26 protein-coding genes and 1 pseudogene are annotated in these 25542 nt (G+C 63.2%); 22 read left to right on the top strand and 5 right to left on the bottom strand.

The window, feature by feature from the left end:
- Positions 1 to 25: 25 nt before the first annotated feature.
- A complete protein-coding gene (gene bla / locus RPMA_RS10750; protein WP_211912798.1) occupies positions 26 to 883 on the top strand; it encodes a class A beta-lactamase in 858 nt (285 codons plus the stop codon).
- Here the strand turns inward: bla and RPMA_RS10745 are convergent.
- Positions 843 to 1787 (bottom strand): DMT family transporter, encoded by a 945-nt coding sequence (locus RPMA_RS10745; RefSeq protein ID WP_211912797.1) that lies wholly within the window; start codon positions 1785 to 1787, stop codon positions 843 to 845. The genes bla and RPMA_RS10745 overlap by 41 nt on opposite strands.
- 90 nt (positions 1788 to 1877) lie before the next feature.
- Between RPMA_RS10745 and pdxR the strand changes: the two genes are divergently transcribed.
- The 3 genes from pdxR (at position 1878) to RPMA_RS10730 (ending at position 5313) form a co-directional block, all read left to right on the top strand.
- Positions 1878 to 3431, top strand: a complete 1554-nt coding sequence (gene pdxR, locus RPMA_RS10740) for a MocR-like pyridoxine biosynthesis transcription factor PdxR (protein ID WP_249225626.1) — start codon at positions 1878 to 1880, stop codon at positions 3429 to 3431.
- Between the two features lie 86 nt (positions 3432 to 3517).
- A complete protein-coding gene (locus RPMA_RS10735) occupies positions 3518 to 4300 on the top strand; it encodes a class II aldolase/adducin family protein (RefSeq protein WP_211912796.1) in 783 nt (260 codons plus the stop codon).
- A 131-nt stretch (positions 4301 to 4431) separates the two neighbouring features.
- Positions 4432 to 5313, top strand: coding sequence for a DUF3800 domain-containing protein (locus RPMA_RS10730; protein ID WP_211912795.1), 882 nt, complete (start codon positions 4432 to 4434; stop codon positions 5311 to 5313).
- 183 nt (positions 5314 to 5496) lie between these two features.
- Here the strand turns inward: RPMA_RS10730 and RPMA_RS10725 are convergent, their stop codons facing one another.
- From RPMA_RS10725 to RPMA_RS10715, 3 genes are all read right to left on the bottom strand, one after another.
- Positions 5497 to 5712 (bottom strand): hypothetical protein, encoded by a 216-nt coding sequence (locus tag RPMA_RS10725; RefSeq protein WP_211912794.1) that lies wholly within the window; start codon positions 5710 to 5712, stop codon positions 5497 to 5499.
- A gap of 190 nt (positions 5713 to 5902) precedes the next feature.
- Positions 5903 to 7309 (bottom strand): M20/M25/M40 family metallo-hydrolase, encoded by a 1407-nt coding sequence (locus RPMA_RS10720; protein WP_211912793.1) that lies wholly within the window; start codon positions 7307 to 7309, stop codon positions 5903 to 5905.
- A gap of 49 nt (positions 7310 to 7358) precedes the next feature.
- Positions 7359 to 8996 (bottom strand): helicase HerA-like domain-containing protein, encoded by a 1638-nt coding sequence (locus RPMA_RS10715; RefSeq protein ID WP_211912792.1) that lies wholly within the window; start codon positions 8994 to 8996, stop codon positions 7359 to 7361.
- A gap of 359 nt (positions 8997 to 9355) precedes the next feature.
- Between RPMA_RS10715 and RPMA_RS10710 the strand changes: the two genes are divergently transcribed.
- Complete coding sequence (locus RPMA_RS10710) at positions 9356 to 9715, top strand: DUF2267 domain-containing protein (protein WP_211912791.1); 360 nt, start codon at positions 9356 to 9358, stop codon at positions 9713 to 9715.
- Between the two features lie 54 nt (positions 9716 to 9769).
- Positions 9770 to 10177 (top strand): DUF4332 domain-containing protein, encoded by a 408-nt coding sequence (locus tag RPMA_RS10705; RefSeq protein WP_211912790.1) that lies wholly within the window; start codon positions 9770 to 9772, stop codon positions 10175 to 10177.
- Positions 10178 to 10196: 19 nt separating this feature from the next.
- On the opposite strand, the gene RPMA_RS10700 is transcribed toward RPMA_RS10705, so the two are convergent.
- A complete protein-coding gene (locus tag RPMA_RS10700) occupies positions 10197 to 11192 on the bottom strand; it encodes an IS110 family RNA-guided transposase (protein WP_249225295.1) in 996 nt (331 codons plus the stop codon).
- A 297-nt stretch (positions 11193 to 11489) separates the two neighbouring features.
- Here RPMA_RS10700 and folP point away from each other — a divergent pair, with 297 nt between their 5' ends.
- From folP to RPMA_RS10620, 16 genes and pseudogenes are all read left to right on the top strand, one after another.
- On the top strand, positions 11490 to 12323 hold the full coding sequence (folP, locus tag RPMA_RS10695; protein ID WP_211912789.1) for a dihydropteroate synthase: 834 nt from the start codon (positions 11490 to 11492) through the stop codon (positions 12321 to 12323).
- Positions 12320 to 12685, top strand: coding sequence for a dihydroneopterin aldolase (folB, locus tag RPMA_RS10690; protein ID WP_211912788.1), 366 nt, complete (start codon positions 12320 to 12322; stop codon positions 12683 to 12685). Before folP ends, folB begins: the two co-directional genes overlap by 4 nt.
- 3 nt (positions 12686 to 12688) lie before the next feature.
- Entirely contained in the window at positions 12689 to 13180 is a 492-nt protein-coding gene (folK, locus tag RPMA_RS10685) for a 2-amino-4-hydroxy-6-hydroxymethyldihydropteridine diphosphokinase (RefSeq protein ID WP_211912787.1), read from the top strand.
- Positions 13181 to 13533: 353 nt separating this feature from the next.
- Entirely contained in the window at positions 13534 to 15399 is a 1866-nt protein-coding gene (locus RPMA_RS10680) for a methylmalonyl-CoA mutase subunit beta (protein WP_211912786.1), read from the top strand.
- Between the two features lie 3 nt (positions 15400 to 15402).
- Entirely contained in the window at positions 15403 to 15870 is a 468-nt protein-coding gene (locus tag RPMA_RS10675; RefSeq protein ID WP_211912785.1) for a GFA family protein, read from the top strand.
- 129 nt (positions 15871 to 15999) lie between these two features.
- Entirely contained in the window at positions 16000 to 18156 is a 2157-nt protein-coding gene (scpA, locus tag RPMA_RS10670; protein ID WP_211912784.1) for a methylmalonyl-CoA mutase, read from the top strand.
- 3 nt (positions 18157 to 18159) lie between these two features.
- Entirely contained in the window at positions 18160 to 18438 is a 279-nt protein-coding gene (locus RPMA_RS10665) for a type II toxin-antitoxin system Phd/YefM family antitoxin (protein WP_211912783.1), read from the top strand.
- Positions 18435 to 18842: a type II toxin-antitoxin system VapC family toxin gene (locus RPMA_RS10660; protein WP_211912782.1), complete on the top strand. Its 408-nt coding sequence runs from the start codon at positions 18435 to 18437 to the stop codon at positions 18840 to 18842. The genes RPMA_RS10665 and RPMA_RS10660 overlap by 4 nt, the downstream gene beginning before the upstream one ends.
- Positions 18843 to 18900: 58 nt before the next feature.
- Positions 18901 to 19218, top strand: coding sequence for a nucleotidyltransferase family protein (locus RPMA_RS10655; protein WP_211912781.1), 318 nt, complete (start codon positions 18901 to 18903; stop codon positions 19216 to 19218).
- 73 nt (positions 19219 to 19291) lie between these two features.
- Positions 19292 to 19545 (top strand): annotated as a pseudogene (locus tag RPMA_RS10650) (HepT-like ribonuclease domain-containing protein).
- The gene (locus tag RPMA_RS10645; protein WP_211912780.1) at positions 19542 to 20330 is read left to right on the top strand and encodes a DUF3298 and DUF4163 domain-containing protein; all 789 of its coding nucleotides are present in this window, start codon (positions 19542 to 19544) and stop codon (positions 20328 to 20330) included. Before RPMA_RS10650 ends, RPMA_RS10645 begins: the two are co-directional and overlap by 4 nt.
- A 10-nt stretch (positions 20331 to 20340) precedes the next feature.
- On the top strand, positions 20341 to 21330 hold the full coding sequence (meaB, locus tag RPMA_RS10640) for a methylmalonyl Co-A mutase-associated GTPase MeaB (protein ID WP_211912779.1): 990 nt from the start codon (positions 20341 to 20343) through the stop codon (positions 21328 to 21330).
- Between the two features lie 118 nt (positions 21331 to 21448).
- Complete coding sequence (locus tag RPMA_RS10635) at positions 21449 to 22114, top strand: pyroglutamyl-peptidase I (protein ID WP_211912778.1); 666 nt, start codon at positions 21449 to 21451, stop codon at positions 22112 to 22114.
- A 118-nt stretch (positions 22115 to 22232) separates the two neighbouring features.
- Entirely contained in the window at positions 22233 to 23483 is a 1251-nt protein-coding gene (locus RPMA_RS10630) for a multidrug effflux MFS transporter (RefSeq protein WP_211912777.1), read from the top strand.
- Positions 23484 to 23607: 124 nt separating this feature from the next.
- Positions 23608 to 23865, top strand: coding sequence for a hypothetical protein (locus RPMA_RS10625; RefSeq protein ID WP_211912776.1), 258 nt, complete (start codon positions 23608 to 23610; stop codon positions 23863 to 23865).
- Between the two features lie 311 nt (positions 23866 to 24176).
- On the top strand, positions 24177 to 25538 hold the full coding sequence (locus RPMA_RS10620) for a TIGR03808 family TAT-translocated repetitive protein (protein ID WP_211912775.1): 1362 nt from the start codon (positions 24177 to 24179) through the stop codon (positions 25536 to 25538).
- Positions 25539 to 25542 lie beyond the last annotated feature (4 nt).

The raw sequence follows: 25542 nt of genomic DNA, 5'->3' as shown, positions 1-25542 counted from the left end.
CCCGTTCGGCTGCGAGCGAGATCGCATGATGATTGATCGCCGCACCTTTCTCCTGACTGCATCGGCCTTCGCGGCCACCCCGGCTTTCGCCAAAGAAGCCCCGGCCGCCTTGCTCGCCTATGAGCGCGACAGCGGTGGGCGGATCGGCGTCTATGCCAGGAACCTGACCAGCGGCGCCGAACTGCGCTGGCGCGACACCGATCGCTTCGTCATGTGCAGCACGTTCAAGGCCTCGCTCGCGGCCTGCGTGCTGTCGCGCGTCGATCACGGCAAGGATCAGCTCGATGCCATGATCCCCTACACGCAAAAAGATCTGATCACGCACGCACCGGTCGCGAAAGAGAATCTCGCCAAGGGTGCGCTGTCCGTCGGCGAGATGGCGAAAGCGATCGTCGAGATCAGCGACAACACCTGCGCCAATCTGCTGCTCGCGCGTATCGGCGGCCCCAAGGCTCTGACCGCCTTCTGGCGTGAACATGGCGACGTCACCTCGCGCCTCGACGATTACGAGCTTGAACTCAATCGCACTCCTCTTGGCAGGATCGAGAACACGACGACGCCGCGCGCCATGGCCTTGAGCCTCGAACATCTCGCCATCGGCGACGGGCTGCAGCCGGTGTCGCGCGCGCAATTCGTCGAATGGCTGGTGAATTGCAAGACCGGCGCCAATCGTTTGCGTGCGGGCCTGCCCGCGTCCTGGAAGATCGGTGACAAGACCGGCAACAACGGCAAGGACGCCGCCGGCGACATCGCCGTGGCATGGCCGGCGCCGGATCGCCCGGTGGTAATCGCCGCCTATACGCGGGGCGGCAAGCCGACGCCCGCGCAGATCGACGCCGTGTTCAAGGCGATCGGACAACTGGTCGGCGAACGGCTCGGCTGAGCTGCGCAGGCGTCCCGCCCGTGAACGTGCCCACCGCGATGCCGCCGAGGATCAGCGCCATCGCGACGACCAGCGCGAGACTGACGGTCTCGCCGAGCAGCAGCGCCGACAGAATGACGCCCATCACCGGCGTTGCCAGCAGTCCCAGCGATGTCGTCGTGGCCGGCAGGCTGCGATTGATCAGCGCCATCGCCCAATGCGCCAGCGCCGTGCCGCAGATGCCAGCGAACAGAAATGCCGCCACGAGCTCGCGCGTCCAGACGATGGCCGGCGGTGGTCCCTCGCAGAGGAAGGCCAGTGTCGTGAGGATCAAGCTCGCCAGCAACGCCTGCCAGAACACGAGTTGAAACGGCGTTGCGATCCAGCGGTGTCGGCGCAGATAGACGATGTTCGCGGCCCAGCACAGCGCCGCCAACAGCAGCAATCCATTGCCGACCAGCGCGTCGCGTGAGGCCCAGTCGAATGCGAGCGGATTGAACATAACCATCAGCCCGGCAAGGCCGAGCGCGATGCCGCCCAGCCGCGCCGGTGTGATCGGTTCACGCAGCAACAGCCACGCCGCGGGCGCGACCCAGAGCGGCGTCGTATAGCCGAGCACGATGGACCGTCCGACCGGGACCAGTTGCAGGCCGAATGCGATGAGCGCAGAGAACGCGCCCATATGTAGCGTAGCCACGGATAGGACCACGGGCCAGTCGCCCCGCGCGGGCACGATCAGTTGCCGGCGCGCCAGCAGCACGACCAGCAGCGTCACTGTCGCCAGCGCCGACCGGATCGCGCTCGACCACAGCGGCGATACGCTCAGGACCAGGAATTTCGTGACGGTCCAGTTCAGCCCCCACGTCACAACGACCACGGAGAACAACACAAGTGCCGTGCGGCGCGTCAGCAGGTGATCAGTCATGCGCGTCAACCATTCGTCGCTGTCGAACCTCTCGACAGGCCGGCGACCCTAGGCTCTACTGGCTCCAAACAAAGATCCATTTCGTTAAAAATGACAGGGCCAGTTATGGACGACATTCCCGTTGGCCTGGCGTCGCTCGATCTCAAGCCGGCCGCCGGCACGACATTGACGCGGCAACTCTATGATGAGCTGCGCGCACGGATCCTGAACGGCGCATTGCCGCGCGGGCTGCGCCTGCCGTCCAGCCGCGATCTCGCGCTCCGGCTTCGGGTGTCGCGCAACACGATCTCGCTCGTGATCGATCAGCTCGCGATGGAGGGTTATCTCAACATTGCGCGCGGACGCCGTCCCACCGTAGCGGAGGTGCCGGCCACGACCCTCGCCACCGGGCAATCCGTCCGGCAAACCCGCATCCGTCCGCTGCGCCTGTCGCGCTGGGCCGATCGCACACGCAAGACCGACTGGCCGTTCCCGATCGAAGGCCCGCCGCGGCCGCTCGCCACCGTGCTGGCCGATGCCCGGTTGTTTCCGCACGATCTGTGGGGACGTTATCTCCGGCGCGCTGCGCGGCGGCCGCTCACCCGATTGCCGACTATCAACCGCGCACCGTTGCGCGAGGCCCTGCTCCGCCATCTCGTTGCGCATCGCGGAGTCAAGGCCGAGGCGCGGCAGATCATCATCATGCCCTCCGCGCAGGCGTCGCTCGAACTGATCGCGCGCATGCTCGTCAATGCCGGTGACATCGGCTGGGTCGAAAGCCCCGGCTATGGCGGCGCGCGTGCCGCACTGGAAGCGACGGATGCCACGGCGCGCGGCATCACGCTGGATGATGGCGGCATCGCGCTCAAGGGCCGGCGCGATCGTCCGCGCCTGATCTTCGTGACGCCGTCGCACCAGCATCCGACAGGTCGCCTGATGCCCGTCTCCCGGCGTCAGGAGCTGCTGGCATTCACCGACGACACCGGCTGCGCGCTGGTTGAGGACGACTATGACAGCGAATTCCACTATGACGGCCGCCCTGTCGCGGCGCTGCAAGGCCTCGATCGCAACGGCCGCGTGTTCTATGTCGGCACATTCGCGAAATCGATGTTCGCCGATATCCGCAGCGGCTATGCTATCGTGCCGCCCGATCTCGTCGCCGTGTTCGAGACCGCACAGCGCCGAAGTGGACAGATCGTCCCCGCGCCGGTGCAGGATGCGCTCACCGGTTTCATCGATGACGGGCATTTCGCCGCCCATATCCGCAGGATGACGCGAATCTATCACGGCAGGCGCGACCATCTGGTGCAGGCACTGCGCCTGCATGCAGGCGATCATCTCACCGTGGAGCGGCCGGCCGGCGGCATGCAACTGCTTGCTCATCTCGCGCCGCATTGGGACGATCGCGACGTCGTCGCGCGTCTGGCGCATGCCGGCGTCACCGCACGCGCGCTCTCGCAGCATTTCACAGGCCCGGTCACCGGCAAGGGACTGTTCCTCGGCTTCGCCGCTTGGAACGAACAGGAGATCGACAAGGCCGCTGCCGTGATCGGCGACGTACTGCAGAGCATGCACGCGCCCAAAGCACTGCGCCGGTCTGGTAAAGCCGTGCCCGCATCCGGTCCCCGTCAGCCACGACCGTCGCTGTCGGGCCCGAAAGCATGACTGCCGCGCATCGCCACCGGCTTGCCGCCTTGCCGGCGCACGACTAGGCTGCCCCCACCACCGATATATCCAACCGGAGATGACTTATGTCACCAGCCGAAGCTGCCCATCTGAAAGAAGTGCCGAAGCATATGACCGAGGCCGAATGGGCGCAGCGCGTCGACCTGGCCGCCGCCTATCGTCTGGTCGCGCTCTATGGCTGGGACGATCTCATCGACACCCACATCTCTGCCCGCGTGCCCGGCCCGGAGCATCACTTCCTGATCAATCCCTACGGCCTGATCTTCGAAGAGATCACCGCATCGAGCCTGGTGAAGGTCGATCTCGACGGCAACCAGCTCTCCGAAAGCGACTACAGCATCAACCCCGCAGGCTTCACCATCCATTCCGCGATCCATGAAGTGCGCGAGGATGCCGGCTGCGTGATGCATCTGCATACGCCGGATGGCACCGCCGTCGCCTCCTGCATGGAAGGCCTGCAGCCGCTGAACCAGACCGCACAGCTGGTGATCCCGGAACTCGCCTATCACGACTATGAAGGCGTCGCCCTCGATCACGACGAACGTCCCCGCCTGCAGAAGGATCTCGGCGACAAGAACATCATGCTGCTGCGCAATCACGGCACGCTGACCGTCGGCCGCTCCGTCGCCTCGGCCTTCGAGCGCATGTATTATCTGGAACGCGCCTGCACCATGCAGGTCCGCACCCGCATGCTTGGCCCCACCGCCTATCCGGTGGAGCAGATCGTCATCGACAAGAATGCGGCGCTGGTCGGCAACCCCGACAAGGCCGAGCTGCGCTCCCAAAAGCTGGTCTGGCCGCCGATGCTGCGCAAGCTCGACCGCCGCGATCCGTCTTACCGGACCTAAAATCACGTGCTATAGAGAGGCCACAAACCTCTACGCAGACGACAAAACGCCGCCCAATCCCGGGCGGCGTTTCTTTTGAGATATACACAATTTTAAGTTGATAATTTTGGCCTACTCGCTAGCCTGTGTTGATGGCGTGGTTTCTCTTCATCGATGAGAGTGGGCAAGACCACCGGGAATCTCCCTATGAGGTCCTCGCCGGAGTGGCAATTCTCGATGCAGACCTTTGGGATCTCGTGAAAGAACTTCACGACGCCGAGACGACTAACTTCGGTCGGCGTTACAGCGACGGAGAGAGGGAGCTAAAGGGAAAAGCAATCCTCAAGCGAAAGACGTTCGCTAAAGCACGCACCTTGCCTGAGATACTCCCGAATGAGGTATCTGCCTTGGCAAAAGCCGTGCTGGACAACGGAGCGCAGCATGGCTCGGAACGAAACATAAAAGCATTGTCGCTTGCGAAGATTTCTTACGTAACCGACGTCTTTGCTATCTGCGAAAACTATGATTGCAAGATCTTCGCGAGCCTCGTTCATCCGGCTGCTCCTCAAACCACAGGTGGCGGCCTTCGCAAAGACTACGGATATCTTTTCGAGAGATTCTTCTATTTTCTAGAGGATCAGACGACGCTAACCGGGTTTCCCCAACACGGCATCATCGTTTTTGACGAACTCGATAAAACCCGAAGTCACATCCTGATTGATCAGGCACACAAATACTTCAAGGAAACGGCGATCGGCAGGCATCGCGCAGAACTTATTATCCCTGAACCGTTCTTCGTGCATAGCGATCTAACCATCGGAATTCAGATCGCGGATCTTGTCGCATACTGCCTGTCTTGGGGATTTCGGTTACCGACAATGGAAAAGCCAGCGCGCGAAGAACTGGCGCCATATATCGCCCAATTAAAGCGACTACGTCATCGCGCCGTCCGTAGCATCCAAGGGAAGAGTGACTTTGAAGTGTGGAGCGTCGCCTATATCGACGACCTCAGAACGGCGAGCGAAAAACTCTGAGCCAAACGAAAAAGGCAATGCAACACTTTCGCGCCACAAAGCCTCCACTCAGGAAAATAGCGATTAATAGCTAAAAATCAAGGCGTCTCGCAGACCAACCTTGCCCGTGAAGGGTGGCGCCCTCAACGGAATATGATCCATCAGCAAACTTGAACGCGCTCTGAAGATCACATCGCCAGTTAGCTACGGCCGCATGAACGCGAAATCGGTATCCGGATCGCAATTATCAGCGAGGAAATGAAGCTCCGACTGCACGTCGGCGGCGCTGCGGCTTTCCAGATATTTGGAGACGATCAGCCCCAGCATCGCGCGGCAGACGCCGTCCTGATCGATCCCCGCCGCCTGCGCTGCGGCCATGGCGGCCGTGAAATGAGTATTGGCGATCTCGCTGGCGGACATTGGCGTTCTCCCTGTTGTTGCTTGAAGCAAAGACGGAGAACCGCGCCCCGCCATTGATCTGCGTCATTGTAGGGTGGGCAAAGCGACCGCCATAGCGCGAAGCGCGACGGCGGAAGCGTGCCCACCACCGCATGCACGACAGGGTGTGGTAGGCACGGCACAAGAGCGTCTTTGCCCACCCTACAGATGCTTACGTCTTCACCTCCGACAGCGCCGCGATGATGCGTGTCCAGGAGCGGATGCCCTTCTGGAAGCTGCGCAGGTCATATTTCTCGTTCGGTGAATGGATGTTGTCGTCGTCGAGACCGAAGCCGATCATCAGCGAGTCCAGGCCGAGCGTGCGCTTGAAGTCGGCGACGATCGGGATCGACGCACCGGAGCCGATCAGCAGCGCCTGCTTGCCCCATTCTTCGGTCAGCGCATCGCGCGCCGCCGCGAGCGGCTTCATGTTCCAGTCGAGCGCGATGGCCGGCGCGTTGGAGTGGTCGAGGAACTCGGCCGTGCAATCGCCGGGCAGCTGATCGATGACGAATTTGCGGAACGCATCGCGGATCTTGCCGGGGTCCTGGCCTTCGACGATGCGGAACGAAACCTTGGCCGAGGCATGCGAGGCGATCACGGTCTTCGAGCCCTCGCCCGTATAGCCGCCGACGATGCCGTTGATATCGCAAGTCGGGCGCGAGGTGATCTGCTCGATCAGCTCGCGGTCCTGCTCGCCGGCCGGGATCGACAAGCCGATCGGCTTCAGGAAGCTGTCCGGCGTTAGGCCCAGGCCCTTCCACTGCTTGAGGATATCCGCCGGCAGGTCCTTCACGCCATCATAGAAGCCGGGAATGGTGATGCGGCCGGTGTCGTCATGAAGCTTGCCGAGGATATTGGTGAGCACGCGGATCGGATTGCGCGCGCCACCGCCATAGATGCCGGAATGCAGGTCGCGATTGGCGGCGGTGATCTTCACCTCTTCATAGACGAGGCCGCGCAAGGCGGTGGTGATGGCTGGCGTCGATGGATCCCACATGCCGGTGTCGCAGACCACGGCGAAATCCGCTGCAAGCTCTTTCTTGTTGGCTTCGAGGAACGGCACAAAGTTCTTCGAGCCAACCTCCTCCTCGCCCTCGATGCAGATGGTGAGATCGATGGGCAGCGATCCCGTCACCTTCACCCAGGCCCGGCAGGCCTCGACGAAGGTGGAAAGCTGCCCCTTATCATCCTGCGCGCCGCGCGCGACGATGATGTCGCGGCCATCGGCATGCTTGGTCACCACCGGCTCGAAGGGCGGGCGATGCCACAGCTCCAGCGGATCGACCGGCTGCACGTCGTAGTGGCCGTAGAACAGCACATGCGGGCGGTTGCCCGTATTGCCGTTCGCCGTGGCAACGATGGCCGGATGGCCCGCGGTCGGCCGCACCTCGGCCTTGAAGCCGAGCGCTGCGATCTCGCCGGCGAGATGCTCCGCCGCCTTCCTGCAGTCATCCGCAAAAGCGGGATCGGCGGAGATCGACTTGATGCGCAACAGCGTGAACAGCCGCTCCAGCGCCTGATCGAAATCGCCATCGACATGCGCGAGGACGGCATTGAGTTGCGAGGATGCGGACATGACGACTTCCTTCAAACCAGACGTTCAGACTGTATGATCAATGACGGGATCAGCGCTTCATGATGCCGCCGAGCGTGCCGCGCACGATCTCGCGGCCGATGGTGCTGCCGAGCGAGCCGCCGATCTGCTTGCCGACATTGGCGACGATGCCGCCGACCACCTTGTTGGTGACCGTGCGGGTGACGCTGCGTGCGATCACCTGCCCGGTGGTCAGCCGGCCGCGCCGCGTGCCGGTGCCGAAGATGCTGCCGATGATGCCGCCGAGCGTACCGAGGAAGCCCCCGCCGCCGCCATTTGCCTGACCGGCATCGGCCGGCGTCGCGGCCGTGCCCGCAATGCGCTTCTGCAGAATCTCATAGGCGGACTCGGAATCCACTGCGGTGTCGTATTTGCCCTTCACCGGGCTGGCATTGATGATCGCCTTGCGCTCATCCGGCGTGATCGGCCCGATCCGCGCCACCGGCGGGCGCACCATCACGCGCTCGACGATGGACGGCGTGCCATTCCCTTCGAGGAACGACACCAGCGCCTCGCCCTTGCCGAGTTCGGTGATGGCCTTCGCCGTATCGAGCTTGGGATTGGCGCGGAACGTTTCGGCCGCGGCGGCGACCGCCTTCTGGTCGCGCGGAGTGAAGGCACGCAAGGCGTGCTGCACGCGGTTGCCGAGCTGCGCGAGGACGCGATCGGGCACGTCGATCGGGTTCTGGGTGACAAAATAAACGCCGACGCCCTTCGATCGGATGAGGCGGACCACCTGCTCGATCTTGTCCATGAGGGCTTTCGGAGCATCGTTGAACAGCAAATGCGCCTCGTCAAAGAAGAACACCAGTTTCGGCTTCGGCAGATCGCCGACTTCCGGCAGTTCCTCGAACAGTTCGGACAGCAGCCACAGCAGGAAGGTCGCATAAAGGCGCGGGCTGGCCATCAGCTTGTCGGCGACGAGGATGTTGACCATGCCGCGCCCGTCGCGGTCGGTGCGGATGAAATCCTTCAACTCCAGCGCGGGCTCGCCGAAGAATTTTTCACCACCCTGGTTCTCCAGCACGAGCAATTGCCGCTGGATAGTACCCACGGTGGCCTTCGACACATTGCCGAAGCTCGATGCCGAGGCACGGATCTCCGCGAGCGGATCGAACTCGTCCTTCTTCACGGCCTTCGGCACGATGGCGTCGAGCAGCGAGCGCAGGTCCTTCATGTCGAGCAGCGTCAGGCCGTTTTCATCGGCGACGCGGAAGGCGACGTTGAGCACGCCCTCCTGCACGTCATTGAGATCGAGCAGCCGCGCCAGCAGCAGTGGCCCCATCTCAGAGACGGTGGCACGCACCGGGTGTCCCTGCTCGCCGAACACGTCCCAGAACACGGTCGAGAACTGATCGGGCTGGAATGTGAGCCCCATTTCCTGCGCGCGCTTCAGGATGAAGTCCTTGCCCTCGCCGACTTCGGCGATGCCCGACAAATCGCCTTTGATATCCGAGGCAAAAACGGGAACACCTGCGCGGGCAAAGCCTTCCGCCATCACCTGCAGCGAGACCGTCTTGCCTGTTCCCGTCGCGCCGGTGACGAGACCATGGCGATTGCCGAGCGCCAGCGTCAGCCATGCCGGCTGCTCGCCTTTGCCGATGAAAATCTGTTTGTCCGTATCGCCCGATATCGGAGCTGCGGTGGCAGTTGCAGTTGTCTTGGCCATCTGATCGCCTCTGGGATCGCCTATCGCGCATCAAAAAATTGCGAAGAATATTCGCGGCGCTTCATGATCTTACCGTATGTTGCGGAACGAAGGCCAGCGCATGCGCGTCACGATGTCCGATGGTCAAGGAACAACAGCGCGTGCCAAACCCCTTTGAAATATTTCCAGAGTGGAGCGCTCTCGCGAGCGCGAACAATTGACCAGATTTTCACGTTTGCGATTGCATTGCTGCAACACTCGACGCGCGATCACGTTGAATCGCACTTCGAATGGCCGCGTGTGCTTGTAATTCGAATCACACCGGCACAAGATGATTTTTCAAACGAAGGGCACTGGTTCAACCGGTGTGGCGGGGCATCATGGATGAATTGATCAAAGCGCTGACCGCAAAGGTCGGCATCGATGAAGCCGTGGCTGAAAAAGCCGTTGGCAGCATCCTCGAATTCCTCAAGCGCGAAGCCCCTCCCGAACCTGTCAATGCTCTGATCGCAAATATTCCCGGCGCCGAGGCTGCTATTGCAGCCAATGAAGGCGGCGGCTTCAGCTTGATGGGCGGCGGCCTGATGGCACTCGGCAGCAAGCTGATGGGCATGGGTCTCGGCATGGGCGAGATCCAGAGCGTCGCCCGGGAACTGTTCAAGTTCGGCCGCGACAAGGTCGGCGCCGATGCGATGGACCAGATCATCGCGGGCACGCCCGGCCTCAGTCAGTTCGCCTGACCTGCCGGCCATCTTCAAAGCGTCAAGCACCTTCTCTTCGAACATTCGAGTATCATGGCTTATTCTATTTCCGAGATCGAAGGTCTCACGGCTTTCGCCGCGACCCGGCTGAAGAAAGCAGGCATCCGCACCATGGAGAGTCTGCTGGAGGCCGCTCATTCCGCCAAATGCCGGAAGGAGCTCTCGGCCAAGACCGGTTTCACCGAACAGCAATTGCTGGAATGGGCCAATCTCGCCGACTATCTCCGCATCCCCGGCATGGGCGCCGCAAAGGCCGAACTGCTGCGTGCCTCCGGCGTCTCCACGGTGCGCGAGCTCAAGCACCGCAACCCCGCCCGCCTCGCTCAGGCGATGCGCGAGGCCAACGAGACCCGCAAACTGGTGCGCGTGCTGCCGTCGGAAAAATCCGTCGGCGACCTGATCGAAAAGGCCCGGCAGCTGCCGCTGAAGATTTCGTATTGAGACTGTGCCGTAGCAACCATTAAAGCGCGGGACTTTTGATCCACGGAGTTCCGCGCTGGACGACGGTGTTAGCGTAGACGATGAGCTTCCTGGCACAGGCGATGAGTGCGGCCTGGTGGGCTTTCCCACGGGCCATCAATCGTCGGTAGAGGTCGATCAGAGCCGCATTCCACCGGAATGAAGCCGGCAAAGCGGCCGCGTACAGCGACCGGCGCAGCCGATCGCGCCCGCCGGCAATATGGCGTTGGCCACGGTGCTTGCCGCTGTCGTTATCAAACGGCGCAAGGCCAGCCAAAGCTGCAGCTTCCTCGCGGCTGATCTGGCCGAGCTCAGGCATGCGGATGACGATGGCAAGCGCGGTGCGTTCGCCGATACCGGGAATGCTAAGCACCAAGGCGAGGCGCCGCGCCAGATCATCATGCTGGCGCAGCAGAGCAGCAATCCGCTTGAGTTCGGCCCGGCGCCGCGCCTGCAAACGCGCAATGTCGCGAAGATAAAGACGTCGCTGCTGTGGCTCGCCAATATGCTCGAGGCGGATTTTGAGACGGGCGATGTCCTCCTCAGTCTGCTCAACAAAGGTGAGTTGGCCCGCTAATCCCGTCAGTCTGGCGTCCGGCGCAATATCGCGCGGCTCGGCCTGCGCGGTGTAAGCGGCGATCAGTTCGGCATCGAGAGCGTCATTTTTGGCGCGGCGTAGCCGTGACTTTGCAAAGTTTTTCACCTGTAGCGGTTGCAGCAGCAGAACCACAAAGCCGGCTCCCCGCAAATAGGCAACGACGCCGCTTTCGTAGCCGCCGGTGGCTTCGATTCCGACCTTGTTGACGCCAGCTCCGGCGAGGCGTGACGCCAGATCCCGCCATCCACTGACGCAATTCTCGATCTGCCATCGCTTTGACTGGCCGTGCAGCGCGATATCGAGCTTGTGCTTGGCCGTATCGATACCGGCCACCTGTGTGATAGTCTGTGTCATCTTCCTCGACCCTGCCTTGTGAAAGCGAACCTTGAGTTCCGGCAACCATCCGGGTCCGATGAAGGTGCTGGCGCGATCCCGCTACGAGACAGTCTCAGACGACTCAGGGCGGATACGATCCGATCGCCAGCGCTCTGCCGCGGATTGCACTCCGCGGCAGAGCATTCCTCTCGGAATGGCCTCACAATAACAGGTCGGGCTATTACAAGGGCGGATTAGGCGCAGCCGTAATCCGCCGCGGAGTTTCAACAGTGAAGTCGGCCGGCGGATTACGCTTCGCTAATCCGCCCTACGCCCCCACCCCACCTTGACTCCCTCCCCGCCCGCGCGCAAAGCGACCGCATGATCGCGCCTGCCGCCACCACGCCGACTGTCCTTGCCGCCCTGCTGGCGCGGCCGGTGCCGGCTGTGATGGGTATCCTGAACGTCACCCCGGATTCCTTCTCCGACGGCGGTAATTTCAACGTCCCGGAGCGGGCGCTGGCCCATGCCCGCGCCATGATCGCCGCCGGCGCCGACATCATCGATATCGGCGCGGAGTCAACCCGTCCCTACGGATCGCAGCCGGTCTCGGCGGACGAGGAATGGCAGCGCCTCGCGCCGGTGCTGCCCGATGTCGTCGCGCTCGGCGTGCCGCTGTCCATCGACAGCATGAAGGCCTCGGTCACCGCCCGCGCGCTTGCAGCCGGCGTCGCCATCGCCAATGACGTCTGGGGCCTGCAGCGCGATCCCGACATGGCGCGCGTGGTCGCCGAACACGGCGTGCCCGTCGTCGTCATGCATAATCGCGATGACGTCGATCCATCGGTTGACATCATGGCCGACATCATCGGCTTCTTCGCCCGCACGCTGGAGATCGCCGCGAAGGCCGGCATTTCCGAAAGCCACCTCATCCTCGATCCCGGCATCGGCTTCGGCAAGACTCCGGAGCAGAATCTGATTGCGCTGGCGCGCGGCGGCGAACTCGCGCACTTCGGCCTGCCCGTGCTGGTCGGCGCATCCAGAAAGAAATTCATCTCCACCATCGTGCCGTCCGAACCGCAACAGCGGCTCGGCGGCTCGCTCGCCGCCCACTTGATCGCCGTTCAGCGCGGCGCGAAGATCATCCGCGCGCATGACGTGGCCGAGACCATCCAGGCGCTGCGCGTCGCAGCCGCCATCGAGGAATTCCGATGACCGACATGATCTTCATCAAGGGCCTCTCGGTGCATGCCCATCACGGCGTACTCGATTACGAGGGCGTCGTCGGCCAACGCTTCATCATCGATCTCGAACTCGATGCCGATATCGGCCTCGCCTCGCGCAGCGATCGCCTTTCCGACACGGTGTCCTATGCCGATGTGGTCGCCACCGCGATCGCTGCGTTCAAGGATGTCAATTACAAGCTGCTGGAACGCGCCGCCGGCGCCGTTGCGGACGCCATTCTCGCAAAATTCGCCAAGATCAGCTCAGTGAAGATCACCGTGCACAAGCCGCATGCCCCCATCGCTGCGATCTTCGACGATGTCGGCGTGGTGCTGCGCCGTTCGCGAGCATAAAGGATGGCCAGCGTCCTGATCGCGCTCGGCGGCAATGTCGGCGATGTCCGCACCACTTTCCGCAAGGCCGTCAGCAATATCTGCGGCATGACTCAGGCCGGCCTCGTCGCGCGCTCATCGGATTACGAGACGCCGCCGGTCGGCGACATCCCGCAGGACAATTTCATCAATGCGGCGATCGAAATTGATACCGATCTCGATCCGCACGCGCTGCTCTTCACGCTGCATAAAATTGAACACAAATTCGGCCGCAACCGCGCCGCCGAGGGCCATTGGGGCCCCCGCCCGCTCGATCTCGACATGATCGCCTATGACGACGTGGTGATGCTGAAGCCGGAACTGATGCTGCCGCATCCCGGCGCCACCCAGCGCGCCTTCGTGCTGGTGCCCCTCGCCGAGATCGCCCCGGACCGCGTGATCGCCGGCAAGACCGTGACCGAGCATCTGGCGAAGCTCTCGACCGATGGCATCGTGAGGTTGCCGGATCTGAATTGAGCGCAGGTCTCTCCGAACCTCTCCCCGCATCTTGCGCGGGGAGAGGTCGCCGCGTCTTCGCGGCGGGTGAGGGGCGGCACGCTGCGCTATCCTCATTCACATCCTCGCGAATCGCACCAAGCGCCCCGCTCCAACCAGATTGGCACTACTCGCCTGCCCCGCCCTCACCCGACCGCGCTACGCGCGGCCACCCTCTCCCCGCGCAAGATGCGGGGAGAGGGAACCGAGCCAAATCTGGAAATTCCGCGCCCCAAAAGCGCGCAGCGCCATGCTGTAACAGCCATTGGCAACCCCTTCGTCCCATGGCATTTTCCGGCCAAATACGAACTCATGCCGGGAGTGAACCGTTTCCTATGTCGACTACGACTGATGACCTCAGGCTGGCCGCCGATTTTGCGCCTGCGACCCATGACGACTGGCGCAAGCTCGTCGATGGCGTGCTGAAAGGCGCCCCGTTCGAGAAGCTGATCGGCAAGACCTATGACGGCATCGCCATCCAGCCGATCTATGAGCGCGCGCCCAATGCCGCGCCGATCGCTGGCCGTGCGGCCGCAGCCCCCTGGCAGGTCATGCAGCGCATCGATCATCCCGATGCCGCGAAGTCGAACCGACAGGCCCTGCACGATCTCGAAAACGGCGCCACCGGCCTGACGCTGGTGTTCGAAGGCGCCAATGGCGCCCGTGGCTTCGGTCTTGTCGCGTCCGAAGAGACCATCGCGACCGTGTTCGACGGCATCTATCTCGACGCAGGGATCGGCATCGAATTGCAGGCTGGCCCGCAATCGCGCATGGCCGTCACTTGGCTCGCGGACTACATCAAAGCCAAAGGCATCGACGCCGCCCAATGTGACATCCGCTTCGGCATCGATCCCATCGGCGCCACCGCCGTCTGGGGGACGTCAGCCTATAACTGGTGGGAGATGGCGCCGGCCGTCACCGACACCATCAAGAAGCTCGCGGAACAAGGTTTCAAGGGCCCGTTCGCCGTCGCCGATGGCCGCATCATTCACGATGCCGGCGGCTCGGAAGTCCAGGAGCTCAGCTACACGCTCGCCACCATGCTCGCTTACCTGCGCGCGCTGGAAGAGCATAACATCCCGCTCGAGACTGCACGCGGCATGGTCTATGCGCGTCTCGCAGCCGATGCCGACCAGTTTATGACCATGGCGAAATTCCGCGCGCTGCGCCTGCTCTGGGCGCGCGTCGAGGAGAGCTGCGGGTTGACACCGAAGCCGCTGTTCATCGCTGCTGAGACCGCATGGCGCATGCTGACCCAGCGCGACGCCGCGGTGAACATGCTGCGCGCCACCATGGCGACCTTCTCGGCCGGCCTCGCCAGCGCCAATTCGATCACCGTGCTGCCGCATACGCTGGCGCTCGGCCTGCCTGACTCCGGCGCCCGCCGCATCGCGCGCAACACCCAGCTCGTGCTGCTGGAAGAGTCCAACCTCGCCAAGGTCACCGATCCCGCCGCCGGTGCCGGCGGCATCGAGACGCTGACGCGTGAACTCTGCGATGCCGCCTGGGTGCAATTCCAGGAGATCGAAAAGGCCAGCGGCATCTTCCATGCACTCGGCAACAACCTGATCCAGCCGAAAGTCGCCGCCACCCGCAAGGCGCGGCAGGCCGCCGTCGCCAAGCGCCGCGACGTGCTCACCGGCGCCAGCGAATTTCCCAATCTGCACGAGACCCGCGCCACCGTGCTCAAGGTCAAGCCGATTCCCGGCAAGCCCTATGGCAAGGACAAGATTAAGTTTCCCGCGCTGGAGCCGATCCGTCTTGCGCAGCCTTTCGAGACGCTACGCGACAAATCCGATCACCTCCTCGCCCGCAAGGGCGCGCGGCCGCAGGTGTTCCTGGCCAATCTCGGGACGCCCGCGGATTTCACCGCGCGCGCCACGTTCGCCAAGAGCTTCTTCGAGACCGGCGGCATCGAAGCGATCGATACCAACGGCTTCACGGATCCCGCGGCCCTCGCCGATGCCTTCAAGGTTTCCGGCGCTGCGCTCGCCTGCATCTGTTCCTCGGACAAGCAATATCCGGCCCATGCCGCAGCGGCCGCGCAGGCCCTGCAAAAGGCCGGCGCCACGCATATCTATCTGGCAGGCCGTCCCGGCGAGCTGGAGACCGACTTGCGCGGGGCCGGCGTGCAGGATTTCATCGTCGCCGGCGGCGATGCACTGGCGATGCTGGTGCAAGCCTACACCCGGATGGAGTGAGCGATGACGCAGGCGGCGAGCAAACCCATGCTGACCGGCGGCTGCCAATGCGGCGCGATCCGCTTTGCGGTGAGCGCTGCGCCGACACGTGTCAGCATCTGCCATTGCCGCATGTGCCAGAAAGCCACCGGCTCGCCCTTCGCCTCGCTTGCCGATATTCCGAACGACAATTTCGCATGGACCCGCGGCACGCCATCGGCGTTCAAGTCCTCGTCGATCGCAGAACGCGACTTCTGCGCCAAATGCGGCACGCCGCTGAGCTATCGCCGCATCGACGGCCCGAATATCGAGATCATGACCGGCGCGTTCGACCGTCCCGACCGCGTGGTCCCGACGAAACAATTCGGCAGCGAAAGCCGTCTCGGCTGGGTCGGCAATGTGTCGAACCTGCCGAGCAAGACGACGGCGCAGAATTACGGCCCGGACAAGATGGCGAGCGTGTTCAGCTATCAGCATCCGGATCATGACTGAGATGAAACGCAACAACAGCAACCGTCATTGCGAGGAGCCCGCAGGGCGACGAAGCAACCCAGAGAGCCTCAAGCGAAGACTGGATTGCTTCGCTGCGCTCGCAATGACGACCGATAAGGCTGGATGGAAATGACCAAGATCCCCGACTTCACCAATATCGCCTTCGCCACCATCGCGCCCAGCGCGCCCGCGGGCCGCGCCGAGCCCTGGCTGACGCCGGAAGGCATCCTGGTCAATCCGGCCTATGGCGAGGCCGATGTCAAAGGCATCGACTTCCTCAACACCTGGCCCGGTGCAGCGCCGTTCCTGCGCGGCCCCTACCCGACCATGTATGTCAACCAGCCTTGGACGATCCGCCAATATGCGGGCTTCTCCACGGCGGAAGACAGCAACGCCTTCTATCGCCGTAACCTCGCCGCCGGCCAGAAAGGACTATCGGTCGCCTTCGATCTCGCCACCCATCGCGGCTATGACAGCGATCATCCGCGCGTCGCCGGCGACGTCGGCATGGCCGGTGTTGCGATCGACTCGATCTACGACATGCGCACGCTGTTCGCCGGCATCCCGCTCGACCAGATGAGCGTGTCGATGACCATGAATGGCGCGGTGCTGCCGATCCTCGCGCTCTATGTCGCCGCCGCCGAAGAGCAAGGCGTGCCGCCGGAGAAACTGACCGGAACGATTCAGAACGACATTCTGAAAGAGTTCATGGTGCGCAACACCTATATCTATCCGCCGGCGCCCTCGATGCGGATCATCTCCGACATCTTCGCCTACACCTCGCAACGGATGCCGAAATACAATTCGATCTCGATCTCCGGCTATCACATGCAGGAGGCCGGCGCGACGCAGGATCTCGAACTCGCTTATACGCTGGCCGACGGCGTCGAATATCTGCGCGCCGGCATGGCCGCGGGCATCGATGTCGATAAATTCGCGCCGCGGCTGTCGTTCTTCTGGGCGATCGGCATGAACTTCTTCATGGAAGTCGCCAAGATGCGCGCCGCCCGCCTGCTCTGGGCGAAGCTGCTGACCCAGTTCAATCCGAAGGATCCGAAGTCGCTCAGCTTGCGCACCCACAGCCAGACCTCCGGCTGGTCGCTGACGGCGCAGGACGTGTTCAACAATGTGATGCGCACCACCGTCGAGGCGATGGCGGCGACGCAAGGCCACACCCAGTCGCTGCACACCAATGCGCTCGACGAGGCGCTGGCGCTACCAACGGACTTCTCCGCCCGCATCGCGCGCAACACGCAGTTGTTCATCCAGCAGGAAACCGGCACCACCCGCATCATCGATCCGTGGGGCGGCTCCTATTATGTTGAACGCCTGACCCATGACCTCGCCGTGAAGGCCTGGGGCCATATCCAGGAAGTCGAGGCGCTCGGCGGCATGGCCAAGGCCATCGAGGCCGGCGTGCCCAAGCTGCGCATCGAGGAAGCGTCGGCCAAGACCCAGGCCCGCATCGATGCCGGCCGTCAGGCGGTGATCGGCGTCAACAAATACAAGCCCGAGAGCGAGACGCCCATCGACGTCCTCAAGGTCGATAACTCCAATGTCCGCCGCCTGCAGATCGACAAGCTCAAGCGCCTACGCGGCGAGCGCAACCAGGCCGATGTGGACGCCGCCATCAATGCGCTGACGCGCAGCGCGCAGGACGGCAGTGGCAACCTCCTTGCGCTGGCCATCGACGCGGCCCGCGCCAAGGCCACTGTCGGCGAAATCTCGGACGCGATGGAAAAGGTGTTCGGCCGCCACCGCGCCGAGATCAAGTCCATCACCGGCGTCTACAAGCGGGAAGCCTCCAGCATGAACGACAATGTCGCCAAGGTTCAGGCGCTGATCGATACTTTTGAGGATGCCGAAGGCCGCCGCCCGCGTATCCTCGTGGCCAAGATCGGCCAGGACGGCCATGACCGCGGCCAGAAGGTGATTGCCTCCGCCTTCGCCGATGTCGGCTTCGACGTCGATATCGGGCCGCTATTCGCCACCGCCGATGAAGCCGCCCGCCAGGCCGTCGAGAACGACGTCCACATTCTCGGCCTCTCCTCGCTCGCCGCCGCGCATCTCACCGCCGTGCCGGAATTGAAGGAAGCGCTGAAAAAGCAGGGCCGCGAAGACATCATGATCATCATCGGCGGCGTCGTGCCACCGCAGGACTATGAGGAACTCTACAAGGCCGGCGCCGAAGCGATCTTCCCGCCGGGCACGGTGATCTCGGAAGCCGCGGAAGAACTGATCCACAAGCTGAATGCAAGACTGGGGCATAGCCAGGCAGCGGAGTGATGCATGACAAAGCATGTCGCGATTTCGGGAGAGGATTCGCAGCTCGCTCAAATGGTCGCTGAAATGGAGACCACGGGCGACGAGGTGATCATCACACGCGACGGCGTTGCGGTCGCGCGGCTGGTTCCCGAACAACGCTCGGTCGTGAACGGCGAGCTGACGCCCGAACAGATCGAAAAGCGGAAGCAGGCAATCGCAAATCTTCAGAAGATGGCGCGTGAACTCAAGGTCGGCGCGACACATGACGAAATCAAAGGGTGGATCAATGAGGGGCGCCGTTGATCGTCCTCGACGCCTCGGTGACCGTCGCCTGGCTCCTTAACGAGCCCGGCGCACCAGCGCTCGAATTAAACGCAGCGCTTGCAATACATCAAGCAATCGTTCCGGCTCATTGGCCAACAGAAGTCGGCAATGCTCTGCTGACGGCGTTTCGACACAAACGCATAGATATGGCTGGCATCGCTCGACTGTCGAACGACATTCAGGATCTCGACATCCGCATCGATCCGCCAAGGCAAGCCCACCATTTGACAGAACTGATTGCCTTTGCCGAGGCATATGGATTGACGACTTACGATGCCGCCTATGTCACGCTCGCGCTGGAAACAGGCGCGGCTCTCGCGTCACTGGACAAGGCCATGCGGCGCGTTGCCATTCGGCTCGATATCGACATTCTTCCCGCTTGAGACCTCCTCTGGCGCGTTTCTCGCTGCAAATCGCCGCCCAGAATGCTAATCTGCTGCCATGACCGACGTGATCGACATCCCGCTGGAAACGATCCTCGCAAAACTGCGAGCGCTTGCGCCTGCCATCAAGGCCGAGGGGGTGACGCGACTGGCGGTGTTCGGCTCGCGCGCGCGTGACGATGCGCGGCCGGACAGCGATCTAGATATCCTGGTTGAATATCCACCTTACCGTGAAGGTCCGCCGTTTTTTAGGTGGTCTAAGGTCATGAATATGATCGAGGACGAGATCGGGGTATGGCCGCATGTCATGACGGACAGCGAACTCACGCCGCGCATCCGGGAACGCATGGCGGATGATCTGATCGAGGTGTTTTGATGCCGCCCGCCCCGAAGATCGCTTGCGGGATATTCTGGTCCATATCGCGAAGATCAGCCGCGCAACGCACGGCATGGATATCGGTCAATTCGCCGAAGACGAAATCATACGGGGCGCAACAGAGCGTTTTCTCGGAATCATCTGCGAGGCAGCTTTGCGCTTGCCAGAGGAGATCAAACAGTCTGCGAAAGGTGGCGTGCCATGAACGATTTCGGCAATGTCCTCAAACACGGCTACCACTTGGTGCAAGTGGAAGCCGTCTGGGATATCCTTCAGCATCACATCCCGCCCCTCAAAGCCTTCGTCGAAAGCCGCCTCAGCGAATGATCCGCCTCGTCTCGTCCGCCATCTGCGTCGCAGCCGCGTTGCTGACGCTCACATCTGCCCTCGCCGCCGATCGCAAGCCCGACATTGCGCTCAAGGCGAAATACACCGAGGTCACCGTCTCGTTTGACGATGCGATCAGGGCCGATGCGCCGCTGCTGAAATATCTGACCACGGCCGGCAAGAGCTGGGCGTCGAAGACGCTCAAGGAGCTGGTCGAACAGCGCAAGGACATGACCGACCTGCCGGCGGATATCCGCAACCGGCCGTGGAGTGCGGAGCGCGGCTATACGCAAGATGCGCTGGTGGTGAACCGCTATGCCAGCATCATCCGCAGCGAGTTCAGCTACACCGGCGGCGCGCATCCCAATCATGGCAGCGATACGCTGCTGTGGGACAAGCAGACCGGGAAGATGATCAGCATCCGCCCGTTCTTCACCGAGCTTGCCGATGATGGCCCGGCGATGACGGCGATCCGCAATGCCGTGGTGGCCGATCTCAAGGTCGAGAAGAAGAAGCGCGATCCGGATCAGCCCGACATGAGCCTCGTCGATGCGCTGGAGCCGAAGCTGCTCAAGATTGGTGCGATCGCGCTGGCGCCATCAACGACCGTCGGGAAAAGCTCGGGTCTCACATTCCTTTATCCGCCCTATGCCGTCGGCGCCTATGCCGAAGGTGGCTACACGGCCTTCGTTCCGTGGGAGGTGCTGAAACCCTATCTCTCCGCGGAAGGCGCCGCGATCTTCGGTGGCACGCAGCCACCTGATACAGGCGACAAGCCCAAGTGAGTAAGTCTAAGTGAGCAGCGCCAAGCCCATCGATATCGATACGCTCGCGCGCGACCTGCGTGCCGGCTCCCGTGCGGCGCTGGCGCGCGCGATCACGCTGGTGGAAAGCCGCCGCGCCGATCATCAGGCCGCGGCGCGCGAGCTTGTGCAGCAATTGTTGCCCGCCACCGGCGAAGCGTTTCGCGTGGGGATCACCGGCTCGCCCGGCGTCGGGAAGTCGACCACCATCGACGTGCTCGGCATGTATCTGATCGACAGGGGCCACAAGGTGGCCGTGCTGGCGGTCGATCCCTCGTCCGCACGCACCGGCGGATCGATCCTCGGCGACAAGACGCGGATGAATGATCTCTCCGCGCATCCCGATGCGTTCATTCGTCCCTCGCCCTCTTCCGGCACGCTGGGCGGCGTCGCAGCGAAAACCCGCGAGGCGATGTTGCTGTGCGAGGCCGCGGGCTTCGATGTGGTGCTGGTGGAAACCGTCGGCATTGGCCAGTCCGAGACCGCGGTCTGCGACATGACCGATTTTTTTCTGGCGCTGATGCTGCCCGGCGGCGGCGACGAGTTGCAGGGCATCAAGAAGGGCCTGATCGAACTCGCCGACATGATCGCCATCAATAAGGCCGACGGCGACAATCTCAAGCGCGCCAATATCACCGCCGGCGACTATCGCGGTGCGCTGCATATCCTGGCGCCGCGTTCGGAGCACTGGCATCCGCCCGTCGTCACCTATTCCGCGCTGGCCAAGACCGGCATCGCCGAGTTGTGGGAAAAGGTCGTCGCGCATCGCACGGCGATGAATGCCTCCGGCGATTTCGCAGCACGCCGGCGCGACCAGCAGGTGAAGTGGATGTGGACCATGCTGGAGGATCGCCTGAAGGCGCGCCTGCGCAGCGATCCCGTCATTCGCGGCAAGGTCAAGCAGGCCGAGCGCGATGTCGCCGATGGCAAGATGACGCCGGCCGTGGCTGCGGAGACCATCGTGGATCTGCTGAAGGATTGAGGATGCGTAGGATGGGTAGAGCGAAGCGAAACCCATCACCTCATGCGCGTGGGGTGATGGGTTTCGCTCCGGCGCGCCGCGCCTGCGCTCTACCCATCCTACGATCGCGAGCGCTTCGATGAGCGCTCCCCGCATCCTCATCACCGGCTTCGGCCCCTTCCCCGGCGCGCCGGTCAATCCGACCATGCCGCTGGTGCAGAAACTTGCGACACTGCGGCGTCCCGCTTTCGCCGATGTCATCCGCATCCCGCATATTTTCGACGTCACTTACGCCACCGTCGATCGCGAGCTCCCGGCACTGATCGCCCGCCATCGGCCGGATGCATTGCTCTGCTTCGGCCTCGCCACGCGCACGCCGCATCTGCGCATCGAAACCCGCGCCCGCAACGCCGTCTCGATGCTGTGGCCCGATGCCGATGGCACGCCGGTGCGTCGCGGCTTCATTGTGCCTGGCGCCGCCGCGCAGATGTTCGGCCCGCACACCGCGCGCCTGCTGCAGGCCGCGCGCCTCACCGGCGTTGATGTGCGCCCCTCCCGCGATGCCGGGCGCTATCTGTGCAACTACCTGTCCTGGCGCGCCATTGAGGCCACGCGTACCGCTGGCGGCCCGTCATTGGCGGCGTTCATCCATGTGCCGCTCACGGCCATCGATACCACGCCGCAACGCATGACCACTGACGAGCTCACCGATGCCGGTGAGGCCATCCTGCTGGAATTCGCCCGCCTTGCGCGCAGCCGACGGCGCGAGGTCGTCCAGCGCGAGCAGGAAACGCCTGTTTCCTGAGCATTTGGCGGGTGAATACCGTTCTCGCGCCGCCTATCGCGATGCAGCCATGCCAAAACCCGCCTTGTGCAGCGCAACATCCGCGCTCAAATGGCTGCCATCTTCCAGGGAATGCTTCGTGACCGATATCAATGCCGACGCTCCGGTGGCCTCACCGGCGCACCTCCCCATGCGTTTTGCCGAATTCGTCGCCATGATCGCCGCGATCATGGCGCTGAATCCGCTTGCCATGGACATCATGCTGCCGGCGCTGCCGCATCTGGGCCACGCCTTCAAAATTGCCGATGGCAATCAGCTTCAGGCGGTGTTGTCGGTCTTCCTGCTCGGTTTCGGCGCGGCGCAGTTTGTCATCGGACCGCTGTCGGATCGTTTCGGCCGCCGTCCGATCCTGCTCGCCGGCATGGGCGTCTATTGCGTGGCCAGCGTGCTGGCCTTGTTCGCGCCGTCCTTCGAAACGCTATTGCTGGCGCGCCTGTTGCAGGGCATCGGCACCGCTGCGACGCGGGTGATCGTGGTGTCCATCGTGCGCGACTGTTATTCCGGCGGCCGCATGGCCGGCGTGATGTCGCTGACAATGATGGTGTTCATCTCGGTGCCGGTGGTTGCCCCGTCCTTCGGCCAGGCCTTGATGCTGCTCACCGAATGGCGCGGCATTTTCGTCGTGCTGATCGTCTATGGCCTTCTGGCGCTGATCTGGAGCGCCTGGCGCCTGCCGGAAACGCTGCCTGTCGCCAAGCGTCGCTCGCTGGCCATTCGCGATGTGCTGTTCGCCTATCACCAGACCATCAGCCATCGGCAGACCATCGGCTATGGCATTGCCGCCGGCACGTTGCAGGGCGCGCTGTTTGCGTTCGTCTTCACGTCGCAGCAGGTGTTCACCGAGATCTACCATCTCGGTCACTATTTCCCGCTTGCCTTTGCCTCCATCGCCTTTGGCATCGCCATCGCCGGCTTCTTCAATGCCCGCGTGGTGCATCGCTACGGCATGCGCGCGCTCTCTCATGCGGCGCTCGTCGGCTTTGTCGTCGTCGGTGCTGTGATGCTGCTGGCCGCGGTGATCGGCTTCCTGCCGCTCCCGCTTTTCATCGCGCTCTCGATGCTGATGATGTTCGCCTTCGGCCTGATGTTCTCGAATTTCACGGCGCTGGCGATGGAGCCGCAAGGCCATATCGCCGGCACCGCCTCTTCGCTTTACGGCACGCTGACCACGCTGCTTGGCATCGCCATCGGCGCGTTCATCGGCCAGCACTATGACGGCACGCTGTTGCCGTTCACGACCGGCCTGTTCGCCTGCACGCTCATCGCCTTTGCGGTTGTGCTGCTGGCGGAAAAGGGCCGCCTGTTCACGTCTCACAAAGCGGTGAGCTGAACGTCTGCGCTTATGGCCCATGGCCATGGCGCAAAGCTGCAATGCCATTGAAATGCCGCCGGCCTCGGGTGCGAACCCGCCGTCGCGTCGGACGTTATTCAACCGTCATGCCCGGAGCAATCCGATGCCCTATGCCCTGTTCTGCGACGATGCCAAGCTGAGCAAGTCGTATCCGACCGAAGCCGATGTCTGGAAGCTCGCCTCCGACAGCGGCCTCGTCACCGATGTGGAAAGCAAAGACGGCCAGCCCGCCCCGCGCCGCATGCTCGACAACGATTACGAGATCCGCCCCTGCCAGGCCGAGCCCGGCGAGTGCCCCGAAAAGAACGAACGCGACGCCCAGGCCGAAAAGGATTTCCAGCTACTGCTGAAGGGACGTTGAGAGGCGAAGCAGTGACGCGCAAGAGCGCGTGGCCTCCCTCCCTCAAGCCGCGCAGCGGCGCAGTGGAGAGGGTCGGCCGAGCGAAGCGGAGGCCGGGGTGGGGTCTATCCCACGTGACGTCGGCGTTTGGAGAGACACCCCACCCGTCTCGAAGCTCGCTGAACGCTCGCTTCAATCCACCCTCCCCAGTCGCTTCGCTCCGGGGAGGGAGAAGTGGCCTCCCTTATTAACCCTAGCCCGCGACATCATCTCACGCATCGCGGCGATCGCATAGAATAACCGCGCCCGATCCCCTTCACCGGACCAGCGCCATGATCACCGACCGCCGCAACCTGTTGAATGCCTACGCACTCGGCGCCGCGGGTGCTCTCATCGCATCGCGCGCCGATGCAGCGCCCCTGCCCTCGGCACTCGGACGCGACGTCACGCAATATGGCGTGCGCTCCAACACGCAGGACGACCAGACCCGCTATCTGCAACGCGCCATCGACGACGCCGCGCGCTTGCAGGCGCCGCTTGTGCTGCCGCCCGGCAATTATCGCAGCGGACCGCTGAAGCTCGCGCGCGGCACGCAGCTGGTCGGCATTCGCGGCGCCACCGTGCTGACATCGCTCGGCGGCGGGCCGCTGCTGTCCGGCGAAGGCGCCGATTATGTGGGCCTCAGCGGTCTCACGCTCGACGGCAACTATGCCACGCTGCCGCCACGCCGCGGGCTGGTCCAGTTTACGCAAAGCAATGAGATCCGGATCGATGATTGCATCATCGTGAAAAGCGGCAATGCCGGCATCTGGCTCGAACAATGCGCCGGCGCCATTCGCGGCAATACATTTGGCGACATCGCCACCACCGCGATCGTCTCCTTCGATGGCAAGGGCCTGCTGGTCGCGCAGAACACGATCAGCAATACGCGCAGCAACGGCATCGAAATCCTGCGCAGCGCGCTGGGCGACGACGGCACGCAGGTGATCGACAACCGCATCGAGGACATCAAGGCCGGTCCCGGCGGCTCCGGCCAGTATGGCAATGCGATCAATGCATTTCGCGCCGGCAATGTGATCGTCTCCGGCAATCGTATCAAGAATTGCGATTACTCTGCGGTGCGCGGCAATTCGGCGTCGAACATCCACATCACCGGCAACAACGTGTCGCAGGTGCGCGAGGTCGCGCTGTATTCGGAATTCTCTTTCGAGGGCGCGGTGATCGCCAACAACACCGTGGATGGGGCGGCCTTCGGTGTCTCGGTCTGCAACTTCAACGAAGGCGGACGCATCGCCGTCGTGCAAGGCAATGTCATCCGCAACCTCATTCCGCGACGGCCGGCCGGCACGATCCCGGATGACGAAGCAGGCGTTGGCATCTATGTCGAGGCGGACGCGACGGTGAGCGGCAATGTCGTCGAGAACGCACCGGGTGTCGGCATCATCGCCGGCTGGGGGCGCTATCTCCGTGACGTCGCGATCACCGGCAATGTGGTACGCAATTCGTTTGTCGGCATCGGCGTGTCCGTGATGCCCGGCGCGGGAACGGCGCTGGTCAGCAACAACATGATCTCGGGTGCCGCACGCGGCGCCGTGGTCGGGCTCGATCATGCCAAGCCGACAACCCCGGATCTGACGGCCAAGGGCGCGCAGAGTTTTCAGCAGATCGCGCTATCAGGAAACACCGTGCGCTGACGCA

Origin of the sequence: Tardiphaga alba (assembly GCF_018279705.1) — a bacterium.
In the GTDB taxonomy this organism is placed as follows: domain Bacteria; phylum Pseudomonadota; class Alphaproteobacteria; order Rhizobiales; family Xanthobacteraceae; genus Tardiphaga; species Tardiphaga alba.
This window is presented reverse-complemented; position numbering and strand designations above follow the sequence as displayed.